The organism is Megalodesulfovibrio paquesii, from assembly GCF_054653055.1.
Window position 1 is genome coordinate 22821 of record NZ_BAAIGQ010000008.1, and the last position, 14742, is coordinate 37562.

13 protein-coding genes are annotated in these 14742 nt (G+C 63.7%); 1 reads left to right on the forward strand and 12 read right to left on the reverse strand.

The window, feature by feature from the left end; genetic code table 11:
• Positions 1-10 precede the first annotated feature (10 nt).
• The 4 genes from ACYQ00_RS18390 to ACYQ00_RS18405 form a co-directional block, all read right to left on the reverse strand.
• Complete coding sequence (locus tag ACYQ00_RS18390) at positions 11-2467, reverse strand: DUF3536 domain-containing protein (protein WP_460033523.1); 2457 nt, start codon at positions 2465-2467, stop codon at positions 11-13.
• A 195-nt stretch (positions 2468-2662) separates the two neighbouring features.
• Entirely contained in the window at positions 2663-3886 is a 1224-nt protein-coding gene (locus ACYQ00_RS18395; protein ID WP_460033524.1) for a glycosyltransferase family 92 protein, read from the reverse strand.
• Positions 3887-3905: 19 nt separating this feature from the next.
• Positions 3906-5654, reverse strand: a complete 1749-nt coding sequence (locus ACYQ00_RS18400) for a glutamine--tRNA ligase/YqeY domain fusion protein (RefSeq protein ID WP_460033525.1) — start codon at positions 5652-5654, stop codon at positions 3906-3908.
• A 134-nt stretch (positions 5655-5788) separates the two neighbouring features.
• Positions 5789-6367: a hypothetical protein gene (locus ACYQ00_RS18405; protein ID WP_460033526.1), complete on the reverse strand. Its 579-nt coding sequence runs from the start codon at positions 6365-6367 to the stop codon at positions 5789-5791.
• 213 nt (positions 6368-6580) lie between these two features.
• Here ACYQ00_RS18405 and ACYQ00_RS18410 point away from each other — a divergent pair, with 213 nt between their 5' ends.
• The gene (locus ACYQ00_RS18410; RefSeq protein ID WP_460033527.1) at positions 6581-6811 is read left to right on the forward strand and encodes a hypothetical protein; all 231 of its coding nucleotides are present in this window, start codon (positions 6581-6583) and stop codon (positions 6809-6811) included.
• Positions 6812-6863: 52 nt separating this feature from the next.
• On the opposite strand, the gene ACYQ00_RS18415 is transcribed toward ACYQ00_RS18410, so the two are convergent.
• Genes ACYQ00_RS18415 through ACYQ00_RS18450 form a run of 8 tightly spaced genes read right to left on the reverse strand, consistent with a single transcriptional unit; the run spans position 6864 to position 14560 of the window.
• A complete protein-coding gene (locus tag ACYQ00_RS18415) occupies positions 6864-7913 on the reverse strand; it encodes a GDP-mannose 4,6-dehydratase (RefSeq protein ID WP_460033528.1) in 1050 nt (349 codons plus the stop codon).
• A gap of 53 nt (positions 7914-7966) precedes the next feature.
• Entirely contained in the window at positions 7967-8482 is a 516-nt protein-coding gene (gene moaC, locus ACYQ00_RS18420) for a cyclic pyranopterin monophosphate synthase MoaC (RefSeq protein WP_460033529.1), read from the reverse strand.
• 45 nt (positions 8483-8527) lie between these two features.
• Positions 8528-9649: a molecular chaperone DnaJ gene (gene dnaJ / locus ACYQ00_RS18425; RefSeq protein ID WP_460033530.1), complete on the reverse strand. Its 1122-nt coding sequence runs from the start codon at positions 9647-9649 to the stop codon at positions 8528-8530.
• A 54-nt stretch (positions 9650-9703) separates the two neighbouring features.
• Positions 9704-9910, reverse strand: coding sequence for a DNA-directed RNA polymerase subunit omega (gene rpoZ / locus ACYQ00_RS18430; protein WP_460033531.1), 207 nt, complete (start codon positions 9908-9910; stop codon positions 9704-9706).
• 48 nt (positions 9911-9958) lie between these two features.
• Positions 9959-11392, reverse strand: coding sequence for a DUF4340 domain-containing protein (locus ACYQ00_RS18435; RefSeq protein ID WP_460033532.1), 1434 nt, complete (start codon positions 11390-11392; stop codon positions 9959-9961).
• A gap of 7 nt (positions 11393-11399) precedes the next feature.
• On the reverse strand, positions 11400-12794 hold the full coding sequence (locus ACYQ00_RS18440) for a GldG family protein (RefSeq protein ID WP_460033533.1): 1395 nt from the start codon (positions 12792-12794) through the stop codon (positions 11400-11402).
• A 3-nt stretch (positions 12795-12797) separates the two neighbouring features.
• A complete protein-coding gene (locus ACYQ00_RS18445; RefSeq protein ID WP_460033534.1) occupies positions 12798-13565 on the reverse strand; it encodes an ABC transporter permease in 768 nt (255 codons plus the stop codon).
• Positions 13562-14560, reverse strand: a complete 999-nt coding sequence (locus tag ACYQ00_RS18450) for an ABC transporter ATP-binding protein (protein ID WP_460033535.1) — start codon at positions 14558-14560, stop codon at positions 13562-13564. The genes ACYQ00_RS18445 and ACYQ00_RS18450 overlap by 4 nt, the downstream gene beginning before the upstream one ends.
• Positions 14561-14742 lie beyond the last annotated feature (182 nt).

Consider the following 14742-nt stretch of genomic DNA (forward strand, 5'->3'; position numbering starts at 1 on the left):
CCCGCCGGGCTCAGGCGAACTCTACGCGCAACTGCTTGCCGATGCGGGAAAAGGCTTCCAGCCATTGTTGCGCATTGGGGTCAGCCGGTGTGGCCGCAGCCTTTTTGCGCATGATGCGCTGCTGCTGGTTCCACAAGGCAAAGAAAAAGGTCTGCGCTCTCCAGGAGGCCAGGTTCAAAGGCAGGTCTGCCACGTGTTCCAACGCGTCACGGACGAGTTGCAGTCTGGGCAGATCATCCGGGTCGCGCAGGCAGGCGGCCAGCTGCCGGCGCACCCAGTCCACAATGGTGAAGTTCATTTCCTCATCATCCACGGTCAGGCCCCAGCGGCGGAATTCCGCAACCACGGAGCGCAGCTCTTCCAGGGAAAGCGAATCGCCGGCAAAAAGGGCCATCAAATCGCGTCCGACCACATAGCGCGCCGCGTCGATCACATGGGCTGGAGGCGGGATGTGGAGCCAGTCCAGGAAGTTGAGGACGGAATAATTGGACTCGAAGATCTGGCGGTAGCTGGCCTTGGCCAGGGAGTAGGCCGGGGCCAGGACCTGATTGACCACCAGGCGTTGCTCATCGCGGAACAGGTGATTGATGGAATAGGTGTTGCGGCCGAAATGCTTGTCCAGGAGCCGGATGGCCTCGACGATATCACCGCGGTCAAAGGGCTCGCGCAGGGCCTGGACCATGTTACGGAAGGTCACGGGATCACTATAGAAGGTGGCGCCGCAGGTCACGGTGTGGTCGCCCAGGTGCAACACGGCGAACTGGATGACCGCATGCTCGCCGGTGATGCGGCTGGTAATGGAGGCCTTGCCCGTGGCCATTTTGGAGCGGCCGTAGCGGGTGCGTTCGTACACATCGGCCTCGATGGCATAGCAGGCAAAGTCGTGATCCTGATCCGCTTCCTGAAAGAGGGAGACGATGGCGAAGTGGGCGCTCACGCGCAACATGTCCACCTGGGCCGGCCGGGCCTGGGACTCGTACACCTCAAGACCGCTGGACATGACATTGCTCGGCGCCTGTTTGAGCAAGGCCTTGAACGGCTCCTCCAGAATCCTGCCGGAAATGTCCTCGGCCAGCTGGATGGTCCGCACGGCATATTGCATGTTCTGCACGGTCTCAATGCCGGAAATCTCGTCAAAAAACCAGGCGCAGCTGGTGAAGATGAGCTGGGCAAAGCGCTGCATTTCCATCAGCTTGAGGATTTTGACGTTATCATGCAGGGTGACTGCGCCGCGGGCCTCCTGTTGCAGAAAGGCCTGCACCGCGGCGGGAGAGCGGTTCAGGATGACGTCGATATACCGGTCCCGCGCGGCCCAGGGATTTTTCAGCAAGGGCGCGCCGTGTTCCTCAAAGATGCTGGCGGCCTGGTCCCGGAGCCAGTTCATGGCCTCCCGCAGGGGCTTGCGCCAGGCCTGGTTCCAGGAGGGGTGCCCGCCAGTGTTGCAGCCGCAGTCGCTACGCCAGCGCTCCACGCCGTGGATGCAGCTCCAGGAGGAATCCTCCACGATCTGCGCTTCCATGATGGGAGGGTGGAGGTCCAGGAACGCCCCGTAGTTGATGACTTCAACATCCGGATCCTGTTCCGCCGCCTCCAGGCACCAAGCCAGGGCCATTTCCCCAAAGGCATGATGGTGGCCATACGATTCGCCATCCGTGGCGATGTGCACCAGCTGGGGCCAGGGGCGAGAATCGTTGAAGGCTCCTTTCAGGCGGTGGTAGAACTGGCTGCCATTCTTGAGCAGCCCCTCGAAGGCCAGGGCCTGGGAGATGGGACCATCATAAAAGAAGACCACAATGCTGCGGCCAGAAGGGAGCAACACCTTGTACGGCGTGGTGGGATCCACACGGCCGCCGGAAACATCCTGCCACGATTCCTCATGCACTGGCGCGGCGAGGGTCTTGCCAGCCAGGGGACGGACCCGGGCGCACTGCCGTGGGGCCAGGATGGTGAAGCGAATCCCCAGGCTGGCGGCCACGTCCAGGGTTTCCGTGTCCACGGCGGTTTCCGCCAGCCACACGCCCTCGGGCTCCCGGCCGAAGCGCCTGCGGAAGTCCTTGATGCCCCAGACCAGCTGGGTGCGTTTGTCCCGGGCGTTGGCCAGGGGCATGATCATGTGGTTGTAGACCTGGGCCAGCGCGGAGCCGTGGCCGTGAAACCGCTCCAGTGAAAGCCGGTCGGCTTCCAGGATGCTGGCATAGACATCCGGGGCCTCGCGCTCCATCCAGGAGAGCAGGGTGGGGCCCATGTTGAAGCTGATGCGCGAGTAATTGTTGACGATTTCCAGAATGCGGCCCTTGTCGTCCAGGATGCGGGCGGTGGCGTTGGGGCCGTAGCATTCGGCGGTGATGCGCTCGTTCCAGTCGTGATAGGGGGCGGCGGAATCCTGAACCTCCACCTCCTCAATCCAGGGATTCTCCCGCGGCGGCTGGTAAAAATGGCCGTGAATGCAAATGTACCGAGAGGGCATGTGCAACTCCCCTGTGCTTGCGATGGAAGATGTCGTCAGGTGGTGTCAGAATGCCAGCGCCCCATGCTGCTGACAACAATGGCGCGTCCTGGCTGACGGCTACAGAGCTCCAGCGCCAAGGTAGCGGAAATTCGCGGAGAGCGGAAGCGGGGAGAGGGACAAAACTGTTGCAATGGCGTCAGGGAAGAAGAACCCTTACCCCGCCATCTCTTCCACCTGGCGGGTGGTCTCGGCAAGACGGGCCGGCCAGTCGCCCTGGTCCTGCATGTCGCGTACGGCATGGGTCAGGCACAGCAGCGCGGCCCGGGCGTCGTCACGCTGGCCGGAGGCGCGGGCGATGGTGACCAGCTCCAGGAACACTTCGGCCGATTCTTCCCGCAGCAGGGCCTGCAGCGCAAACCGTCGGGCCTGCTCCAGCTGGCCGGCCACGCGCGCCATCATGGCCCGCATGAGCCAGATGCAGGCAACCTTGGATTGAACGGGATCGGCTGCAGCCCGGCACAGCAGCGCCCCGGCTTCCTCCAGGGCTTTTCGATCCGGCTGCGGATGCTGGAGCAGCGTCATACAGCGGCGCACGGCCTCGTGCAGGAGCAAGGGGCCGGTCTCCACGGCAGCCAGGGATGCCGGTGTCCGCAATGCCCGCAGCACGCCGGGCAGAAAGCGCAGGATGCTCTTGTCCAGTTGCGTGGCGTGGCGGGCCTGATGCTCAAACATTGAAACCGGGTACCGGCTTTGCTCGTCTGCACGGTCGGCCCGGCCACGAGCGAGCTTGGCGTCCCAGTCTTCGCGGGACTTGAAAAAATAGTGGTTCAACTGGAGCCGGGTGCAGGAGCGCAGGGCCTGGTTGCTGCCCGGCGTCACGGGCAGATGGTGCTCGGTGACCAGATGCTGCCCCGGAACAGGGAAAAAACGGTGGGGGTCGTCCACGCGTTCAATGCGTGAGGGATCCACCAGACACTTGATCACCTTGTGCCACCCTGTGCTGTATTCCGGGTAGCGATGCAGGTAGCTTTCCATGAGCGTGCCCTGCGGCCGGGTCTCATGCCCGGAGGCGCCGAACATGGTCCAGGGCACGGCCAGGCCGGCATATGGCTCGAACTCGGCAAGAACCGGTCGCAGGTCCTGCCCCTGGCAGGGGAACAAAAACTCGTCGGCATCCAGAAAGCCGATCCAGCGGTTGTTGGCGCCGTGCTCTTGCAGACACCACCGGTAGGCCGGGATCTGCATCTGCTGCCCGGAAATGGAGGCAAAAGAAAACAGGTGCTGGGGGAAGTCCCTGAGTGTTTCGGGGACGGGCTCCTGGCTTTCATTGTCAAAGATATAGAAGTGTTCCACGCCAAGCAGGGCGTGGTGGGCCACCCATTCCCGGATGGCCCGCCCTTCATCTTTGACGATGATGCACAGGGAGAGGTAGTGCATGCCTGTTGTGCGCTGCGGCTTATCTGGCCTGATCGGCCCGTTCGGCGCGGGCCCAGGAGTCTTTCAGCGTGGCGGTGCGGTTGAAGACCGGCGCGCCGGGCTGGCTGTATTTGCTATCCACGCAGAAGTAGGCCAACCGCTCGAACTGACAGGCGAATCCCGGCTTGGCCTCCAGGAGTGCCGGCTCGATGAAAATGGAGGACAGAATTTCCAGGGAGTCCGGGTTCAGGCACTCCAGAAATTCCTTGCCATGGCGTTTCTTGTCCATGGGGTTTTCCTCGGTAAAGAGCCTGTCGTACAGCCGGGCCTCGGCGGTTTTGGCGTGCTGGGCGGAAAGCCAGTGCAGCGTGCCCTTGACCTTGCGGCCGTCCTTGCTCCAGCCGCCTTTGGTGTCCGGATCATAGGTGCAGCGCAGTTCCACCACATTGCCTTCGGCATCCTTCACCACGTCGGTGCAGGTGATGTAATAGGCGTAGCGCAGGCGCACTTCCTTGCCCGGCGCCAGGCGGAACCATTTTTTAGGAGCCTCTTCGCGGAAGTCGTCCTGCTCAATCCAGAGGGTTTTGGAGAATGGCAGGGGCCGCGTGCCCATTTCCGGCTTTTCGGGGTGCCAGGGGAAGTCGAACCATTCCACCTGATCTTCCGGATAGTTGGTGATGGTGACCTTGAGGGGCTTGAGCACAGCCATGGCCCGGGGGGCGCTGGCATTGAGCTCCTCGCGGATGCAGTGTTCCAGGAGGGCGATATCCACCAGGTTGTCGCAGCGGGCCACGCCGATTTTTTCGCAGAAGTTGCGCAGGGCCGCCGCCGGAACCCCGCGGCGGCGCACACCGGAGAGGGTGGGCATGCGCGGATCGTCCCAACCGTCCACATGGCCTTCCTCCACCAGCTGGATGAGCCGGCGCTTGGAAAGCACGGTGTACGTCAGGTTGAGGCGGGCAAATTCGGTTTGCTGGGGATGGTACACGCCCAGTTCGTCCAGCACCCAGTCGTACAGGGGTCTGTTGTTTTCAAACTCCAGGGTGCACAGGGAATGCGTCACGCCTTCCAGGGAGTCGGAAATGCAGTGCGTGTAATCGTACATGGGGTAGATGCACCAGGCATCGCCAGTCCGGTGATGATGGGCGTGGCGGATGCGGTACATGGTCGGGTCGCGCATGACCACGTTGGGATGCCCCATGTCGATTTTGGCCCGCAGCACGTGGGCCCCATCGGGAAATTCGCCGGCCCGCATGCGGCGGAAGAGATCCAGGTTCTCCTCCACACTGCGATTGCGCCAGGGGCTGTCCGTGCCGGGTTCGGTCAGGGTGCCGCGGGTGGCGCGGATTTCCTCGGCCGTCTGGCTGTCCACATAGGCCTTGCCCTTGAGGATGAGCTGCTCGGCAAACTGGTACAGCTGCTCAAAGTAATCCGAGGCATAGAACATGCCGCTCCACTCAAAGCCCATCCATCTGACGTCGGCCTGGATGGAACGGACGTACTCGTCGCTTTCCTTGAGGGGGTTGGTGTCGTCAAAGCGCAGGTTGCAGTTGCCGCCGTACTCCCTGGCCAGACCGAAGTTCAGGCAGATGGACTTGGCATGCCCCAGGTGCAGGTAGCCGTTGGGCTCGGGAGGGAAACGCGTCTGCACGCGACCGTTCCAGCGGCCGGTTCGATTGTCTTCGTCCACAATGAGGCGGATGAAGTCCTTGGAAGGCGTTTCGACGGTGGCGGCGGGGGAACAGGCGGCTTCGGGAGTGGCGGGCGCGGCGGGGTCTCGGGTGTCCATACAGTAATCCTGAAAGCGGGCTGGGGCTGAACGTGAACAATGCGGAACAACAAGCGATACGGAATTCCCGCGGGGTGGTCAATGCGCTTGCCGGTCCCGGGCCCGGCAGGGCTTCCGGGGCTGAAGACGTGCGCCTAGTTGGCGACGGTCACGCGGACGTTGTCCAAGGCCCAGAATTCCGTGCCCTGACCGGTGAGGCGGGCGTGAAAACGGATTTCCACCTTGCCGTCGGCCACGAGGGCGGCCGGAATTTCCACGTTGACCGGGACCATCCAATAGCCCAGCGTGTGGTCTCTGATGGTGATCAGGCCCAGGGAGTCCACGGCCTGGGCTTCATCATTATTATTGATTTTGCAGGGGAACTGGTTCAGCAAGAGCACCTGTTCATCATCGGCGTGCACGGTGAAGCTGTCGGAAAGCGACTGGCCCCGGCTCTCCCAGTTGCCAATGAGGTAGAGGTCGAAGGTCAGCTCCAGGGGCTTGCCGGTGGGCAGGTGGTCCAGGGTGAGCACCGTGCCGCCGGGGAGCTTGCGGTTCTTGTTGTTGAAAATGCCCAGCACCTTGGCCTTGTCCAGCCGGAAAAGACGGGATTCGGAGAATTCTGGCCGGGGACCGGAATTGAAGTCGGCAAAAAAGAGCGGCTCCGCAGCCTGGGCGCGGACTGTCCATGCACAGAGGATGATCACCAGCAGTGCAGTCACACGAAATTTCATCGAGTGCTCCATGGTCATGCGTGAGGTGGTATCTGGAAAATTTGCAACAGGTGGAGTATACAAAACGGATTCGCTCCCGTCCACGGTATCCCTTGGGCGGGTGAGGCCCCAGGGAGCCGGACTCGAAGAAGAGCGCTATTCGGGGCGCAACTGAAGCGGCATGTGCCGCAGGAAGAGGGTGAGGGGGACAGTATGGAATGGGTGGCGTTGGGCGTGTACACGTTTTTTATGCTGGGCGTGTTTCTCGTGGTGCACAAGCGGTCGGTGGAGGGCTACCAGCGGGTGCTCCGGCACTGGGAAGTCAAATGCACGCGTTTGACCAACGACAACGAGGTACTGCTGCGCAGGATTGAAGAGCGCGACATCACCGTGGAATTTTTGCGGGAGCGGCTGGCCGAGGCGGAGAAGGTCGGCCATGAATCCATGGCGGAATCTTCCTCCTGAGGCGTCGGATTCGGGAGTGCCAGCCTTGGCCGGCAGCCACGCGCGCTGACGATCAGGGCTGGCCCGCCAGCGCATGACCATACACGGCGAGGTCATGCTCCACCATCTCCACAAGCATTTCCTTCAGGGAGATGCCGGGCTCCCAGCCCAGTTCGCGGCGTGCTTTTGAGGCGTCACCCCGCAGCGCACCTGGTTCCGTGGGCCGGAAAAAGCTTGGGTTCACGTGGACATAGTCCCGGTAATCCAGGCCAAGATGGCCGAAGGCGATATCGCAGACCTCCCGCACGCTGTGGCAGACCCCGGTGGCGATGACAAAATCGTCCGGTGTGTGGTGCTGCAGCATCAGCCACATGGCCCGCACGTAGTCCTTGGCGTGGCCCCAGTCGCGCAGGGTGTCCAGGTTGCCCAGCTCCAGGCGGTTGAGCTGCCCCAGCTTGATGCGCGCGGCGTGGGAGGTGATCTTGCGGGTGACGAACTCATAGCCGCGGCGGGGAGATTCGTGGTTGTACATGATCCCGTTGCAGGCAAAGAGGTGGTGCGCCTCGCGATAGTACTGGGTCAGGTGGTAGCCGGCCACCTTGGAGATGCCATAGACCGAGCGGGGGTGGAAGAGCGTTTGCTCGTTTTGGGGAACGACCTTGGCCATGCCGAACATTTCGCTGGTGGCGGCAAAGTAGAATCGGGCCTTCGGGCAGGCCTCGGCCACGGCGGAGAGCACAAAATGCGCGCCGGCGGTATTGTTCTGCAGGGTGGAGAACTGGTCGTCAAAGCTGTAGCCCACAAAGCTCTGCGCGGCGAGGTTGTAGACTTCATCCGGCTTGATGGCCAGCATGCACTTGTAAATGGAAGGATAGCTTTCCAGTGAGCCGGGCATCAGCTCAATGCGGTCGAGCAGGTGGGCGATGCGGGAGAGGCGGTGCTCCTTGTCTTCCAGGGCCACCCGCCGGACCATGCCCGTGACGCGGTAGCCCTTTTCCAGCAGAAGCTCCGCCAGGTAGGAGCCATCCTGCCCGGTGATGCCGAAGATCAGGGCCGTGGGCGCCCCGGAAGCAGCAGACGCTCCAGGCGTCGAAGAGGCTGCAGAGGCTGTGGATGCGTGCATGGAATCCGCCAGGGGGCTGAGGGGCTGCAGGTCAGCAGCTGATCGGCGCAGCCTCAGGCTGCATTGAACGCACCACTCTTGCCGCCGGACTTGTGCACCAGCCGCAGATCCGTGATCTGAATGTCCTTTTGCACGGCCTTGCACATGTCGTAGATGGTCAGGGCCGCCACGGAGGCCGCGGTGAGGGCTTCCATTTCCACACCCGTGGGGCCGGAAAGGGAGGCCTCGGCCTGGATGTTCACGGCATGGGCCGCGTCATCCAGGCTGAAGGACACGTCCAGATGGGACAAGCACAGCGGATGGCACAGGGGGATGAGCTCCCAGGTGCGTTTGCCGGCCTGGATGCCGGCAACCTTGGCCACGGTGAGCACGTCGCCCTTGGGCAGGGCCTGGCGCACCAGGAGGTCGTAGGTGGCCGGGGAGAGCAGTACCCGGCAGGCGGCCACGGCGCGGCGGCGTGTGTCGGCCTTGGCGCCCACGTCCACCATGCGGGCCAGCCCCTGTTCATCCAGGTGCGTGAAGCCTGCCTGGGCCGTGTCCGCATTCAGCGGCGTGCCGGAATCGCTCACATCCCCTCCCTTTCGTCTGCAGTGCGGCGGCTAGCGCCCCGGGAGTCAGCCCCCCAGGGCCTCACCGGCTTTCTTGATGAAGTCCTTCACCTTTTTCAGGGGTCGTTCCTCTTCCAGGCGCTGGAACTCGCGCAGGAGTTCTTCCTGCTTTTTGGAAAGGCCGGTAGGTGTCTTGACCTTCACCTCCACCAGCAGGTTGCCGGTATGGGTGGAGCCAAGGTAAGGCAGGCCCTTGCCCTTGAGCTTGAAGACCTCTCCGGACTGCACGCCCTTGGGAATTTCCATGCGCAGGGGTTCATCCAGGGTGGGGACTTCGATTTTGTCGCCCAGGGCTGCCTGCACGAAGGTGATTTCCGTGCCGTAGATCAGATCCTGACCCTGGCGGCGGAAGACCTTGTCCTCCTCCACGCTGATGACCACGTACAGGTCGCCGGGGGGGCCGCCGTGGATGCCCGGCTCGCCCTCGCCGCGCAGCCGCAGGCGGGAGCCGTTATCCACCCCGGCAGGCACGCGCACGGCCAGTTCCTTGGTCTGCTGCACCACGCCGCGGCCGCGGCATTCGGTGCAGGGCGTGGTCACCACCGTGCCCTGCCCGCGGCAGATGGGGCAGGTGACGGCGATGCGGAAAAAGCCCTGGGACTGCTGGATCTGCCCCACGCCGCCGCACTGCTTGCAGGTCTCTGGCGGGTGGCCGGGCTCGGCGCCGTTGCCGCCGCAGCGTTCGCAGGGAATATCCTTGGGGATATTGAGGGTGACCTCGGTGCCCTTGGCAGCCTCGCGGAAGGAGATGCGCAGGTTGTAGCGCAGGTCCGCGCCGGGCTGGGGCCTGGGGCCCCGCCGGCCGCCGCCCATGGAGGAGAAGCCGAAGAAGTCCGAGAAGATATCCCCAAAGGTGGAGAAGATGTCCTCGGTGGAGGAGAAGCCGTGGAAGCCGTTGGAGTCCACGCCGGCATGGCCGAAGCGGTCGTAGCGGGCGCGTTTGTCCGCATCGCGCAGGATCTCGTAGGCCTCGGCGGCCTCTTTGAACTGCCGTTCGGCCTCGGCGTCGCCAGGGTTGCGGTCGGGGTGAAACTCAAAGGCCTTTTTGCGGTAGGCCTTCTTGATCTCATCCTCCGTGGCCGCGCGTTCGACGCCGAGGATTTCGTAATAATCGCGAGTGGTGGTCATGGAACAGCCGGATAATGTTGCGGATGCTGGAAGTCGGGCGCGGGGCGCGCGGGGTTAGTGCTGGGGCATGTAGGATTCGTCGGTCACCAGGACCTTGGCCTCTGCGATTTCGCGCAGGGAGGTGACGATTTCCTTGTTCTTGGATTCGATGAGCGCTTCGTAGCCATCGCGGTACTGGCGCACGCGCTTGATGGCCATCTGCACCAGCAGAAAGCGGTTGTCGACCTTTTCCAGGCAATCTTCAACGGTGATGCGGGCCATGTATGCTCCTTGAGAAAACAGCGCATCGCTGGGATGCGCGGGGGTAATCTAAAACGAATCCGCAGCCTTGCCTTGAAGGACGAGGGACTCGGTCTGCCGCAGCACATCGTCGGCCACGGGGAAGAACCTCTCCTCGCCACTGCCCTGGCTTTCCGTGTCCTGTACGATCAACCAGCACTGGCCGTCCAGCAGGGTCTTGTCCCGGGCAAAGGTGGCGGTGGCCAGCACGTTGCCGCGGGCGTCCAGCAGGGTCCAGCGCAGGGCGTCCCGGGCCTCGGCGGGCCGGGTGGTCACAGCATCACCCTCGAAGGCCACCTCCGAGAGCTGCCACAGCTGCATGTCCAGACCGGGCACTGTAGCGTTGGAATCCTGCCGCGTCCAGTCTCTTGAGGGCAGTTCCTCCGCCGGACGCGTCCCATTGCCACGAATAAGCACGACTTCCTGCGGCGTCAAATCCTCTGCGGCAAAAAAAGTCAGCCGCTGGGTCTGCACGTCCGAGGGTTCAAAGGAGAGCACCCGCCGGTCCCGCAGCAGGAAGGGATCCGGCGCGGCCTTGAGCACGTCCACGCGGTCCACGGCCAGGAGCGCCGGTTGCCAGTCGCTCTGGGCCAGGTATTGCGTCCGGTTGCCGGGGATGGCGTAAAACCGGGTCGTTTGCGGCGTCTCCGAGCCCGTGGGCCACAGGGACACGGTCAGGGTGGGGGTGGCATTGCCCAGATGCGCGCCGGCTGGGGCCAGTTGCCCCTTTATGGCGGTCACATCATAGAGCAGCCGCTCGGCATCCAGGGAAGAGACAGTGTAGTTGCCGTAGCCCTCTGGCTGCAGAAAGCGGTACTGCGCCGGGCCACTGCGTTCCAGCTCCACTGGATTATCCTGATTGTCCACACGGATACGAGTAATATTCTGGGCCATCAGATCCGTGATTCGCAGGTCCTGATAGGCCGTGGCCGAGGCGGCCTGCTCCAGCCAGTTCACGCCCAGAAGCAGGAGCTGCCCGGTGGCGTTGCCGCCGGCCAGCGTGGCATACACGGCATCGCCAGCAGGATTTTTCGCGCCGAAGGTCAGGGTGTAGGCCGTGGCCTTGTCGGCCAGGGTCAGGCGCTTGACCGGGGCATCAAGGCCATAGGCTTTGGCCTGCTCCGGGGCGGCGAGGTTGACGCCGTCCAGGCTGCGGCGGGGTGGATTGGCGTTGAAGAAGTTCGCCAGTGCCTCGACCTTGGCCCGCTCGGCCCGCAGGGCAGGGGCGCTGCCCGCCTGGACGTGCCATTCGCCACCGTCCTTTTGCAGGGCAAAGGTGGAGTTGCCCGCGGAGGATTCCACCCGTTGGAGCAGCTCCGGCGCAAGGCGCGGCCAGTTTGCCGCAGCCTTGCCCGACGAGGCAGCCGTGCCGTCGGGCTCGGCCTGCGGCTCGGGCAGCAGGCTGTACGTTCCCCAGACCACGGCGGCCAGGACGAAGAGAATCGCCAGGCGTTTCACGAGCATGCTCCTTCTAGCGCGAGCGTTTGCGGACCATGGTCATCAGGATGGCCAGGCCGAACATGAACAGGGGCAGCAGCACGGCCGGTCCCCAGGAGAGCAGCAGCCGATCCGGGCCGGTCAGCGTCAAAAAGACGTTGGGCACATCCGGCTTGCGGACCACAATGAGCCCCTCGCGCTCCAGCAGCCAGTTCATGGCGTTGCGGGCCAGATCCAGGTTGCCGTAAATGTTGGCGTATCTGTTGGTCAGGAAATCCTGGTCCGCCAGCACCACGGCCCGCAGGTGATCCAGGGGCGACGTGGTGGCGTTGGCCTCCAGCTGCTTGACTGTGGACACGGCCGCGCCGATCCACAATGGTCCCTGCAGATCGGTCCTGGCGTCCAGGTCCGCCTGCCCGGCCTTGATGCCCTCCACGTCCCGCTCCAGCCAGGCCTGTTGGGTGGAGATGCCCAGGGGCATGACTTCCAGGGTCTGGTTGCCCAGGGTGGCGTTTGGCGTCTCCGTGAGCGCGCCGGCGGTGGGGTAGAGGGTCAGGAGGTTGAAATCCTTGGTAATGGGATGGATGGGATACTGCTGGACGAGTAGCGTCAGCGCGTCGCCCAGAATGGACTGCGCGGCCACGTCCACGGCCAGCCCCTGTTCCAGACGCACACCCAGGTGCGCGGCGGTCCAGTCCGCCAGATTCACCGTGTTCTCCGGAGCAAAGGCAAGGAAGACCCGCCCGCCGGCTTCGACGTATCTGGTCAGCATATCCAGCTCTTTGGGCAGGAAATTGCGCGTGGGCGCCAGGATGGCCACCACATCCGCATCGGCCGGAATGCCCTGGCCCTCGGGAATGGCGGCCAGGGTCAGGGGCTTGAGTTCCGCCCCCTGTTGCCGCAGGGCCTGGGCCAGCTGGCCGGCGCCGGTTTCCTGCATGCCTTCCAGCTCGGTCTCGCCGTGGCCGGTCACGTGGTACACTACGGCCTTGCCGGCGCTGGCCACCCGGGCAATGCCGTTGACCAGCTTTTCCTCATCCACCAGGGTCAGTGTTTCCTTGCGTTCCCCGGCCAAGAGCACCACGCTGCCCGAGACGGTGACGCCCAGGTCCCGCGCCCGGAAGGGGGTCCGGTCCGGATCCACATAGTCCACCTTGACCTTGTCCGTGACCCGGGAAATCAGGTCGAAGAGATCTTCCAGCTTCTTTTTGAGGGCCTGATCCTCGGGGTTGAAGAAGGCCACGGCGTCCACGCTGGCGTTCAGGTTTTGGAGAATGGTCATCGACTCCGCAGCCAAAGAGTGTTGCTTGGCGGCGGTGGTGTCATAGCGCCAGCCCTGCTTCACAGCCAGGGCGTAACAGCCGGCCAGGAGCCCAAGGCCCAGGATGCCGGCAAGGATGGTCTGGGAATAACGCTTCCAGGCGGCCATGGATCAGTTCCTCCACCGCTGGTTTTCGAGGGAGAGCACCGCCAGCCAGAAAAAGCCTGCGGTGAAGGCCAGATAATAGATCACACCCTTGAGCTCAATCACCCCCTTGGTGAAAGGCTCGAAGTGCGTGAGCAGCGAAAGCGAGGCCGCAATGGCCGCCGGGCCCGTGGCCCTCAGTTCGGACAGCCAGGAGAGCACCCACAGCAGCAGCAGCGCGGCAAAGGTGAACACCGCGGCCATGATCTGGCTTTCCGTAAGCGAGGAGATGAAGCACCCCAGGGATGCAAAAGCCAGGCCCATGAGCAGGAGCCCCAGCCAGCCACAGAGCACGGGCAGGGGTTCCACGCTGGTCATGGTCATCAGCAGTGCCGGCCCCAGGGCCAGCCCGGCGCAGGCGGCCAGCAGGAACATCCCCACCGCGGCCAGCTTGCCGGCGGCGATTTCGTATTCCCTGACCGGGTAGCTCATGAGCATTTCGAACGCGCCCATGCGTTTTTCCTCGCTGAAGGTGCGCATGGTGATCAGCGGCAGGAAAAAGAGCAGCATCACGCTGGCTTGCTGCAGATAGGGCGAGATGATGTACTCGAAGGGCGTGACGCCGGTGACGCCGGGATTCTGCAGCAGCTGCAGGCTGACCAGCTCGAAAAACTGCACCGACGAGGCAAAGAAATACCCGCACACCACAAACAGACAGCCCAGAATGCTCCAGGCCAGGGGTGAGCGGAAGAGAATCATCGCATCTTTTTGGGCGAGCAGCAGGGTCTTGCTCATGCCGCGGCCTCCTGCGCTTTGGGTGCTTCGGATGCTTCGGGTTCAGGCTCCGTGCGCACCAGGTTGACAAAGGCGTCTTCCAGGGTGACGTCGGCGGGTTTGAATTCCAGGACCGGCCAGCCCTCGGCAAAAGCCACGCGGGTCAGCAGGTCGCGCTCGTCCTGGTCCCGGTCCACTCTGGCGGGGTCGCATTCCAGCAGATACGTCCCTGGCCCGTGGGTCTGGGCAGCCGGCTCCACCTGTTTGACGATGGCTTCCTGGCGGTAGCGGGCCAGAACCTTGTCCTGCATGTGTTCGGAAACGCCCAGACGCAGCAGGTGCCGGCCCTTGCCGCCAAAGGCCCGGGCCAGATTGGCCGGGGTGTCTTCAGCCACGATGCGGCCTTTGTTGATGATCAGCACCCGGCTGCAGGTCAGCTCCACCTCGGGCAGGATGTGCGTGGAGAGGAGGATGGTCTTCTCCTGGCCCATTTCCTTGATCAGATTGCGGATTTCGCGGATTTGCGAGGGGTCCAGGCCCACGGTGGGTTCGTCGAGAATGAGCAGCTCGGTCTGGCCGAGGATGGCCTGGGCCAGGCCCACGCGCTGCTGGTAGCCCTTGGACAGGTGGCGGATGAGCTTGCCGGCCACGTGCGTGAGGCCGCAGCGGGCCATGACCTCGTTCACCTGAGTGGCCGGCGCGGCGCTCTGCTTGAGCCGGGCCACCCACTGCAGGTACTCGCCCACGCGCAGCTCGGGATACAGCGCCATGTTCTCCGGCATGTAGCCCAGGCGCTTGCGCAGGCCGATGGGGTCCTTGCGGATGTTCACGCCGTTCAGGGCCACCTCGCCGGCGGTGGGGATGAGAAAGCCGGTGAGAATGCGCATGGTGGTGGACTTGCCGGCGCCGTTGGGGCCGAGCAGACCGAGTATCTCGCCCTTGCCCAGGGTGAAGGACACGTCATGCAGCACCTGGACGGGGCCGTAGCGATGTCGTAGGTTGCGGACTTCCAACATAGGCCGTTCCTTCAGATCGGGGCGCGCCGAGCAAGGCTCTTCGAGGCCGTGCGCCCCTTGCATGTGGTGTGTGTTTGCAAACGAATGCGGCGTGTTGCCGCGCAGATGGCCGGGCAGGCCGGTGGCTGAAACCGGTTGACGCCGGAGCAGGCCAGCAGGCTTTCCCGAACAGCACCGCTCTA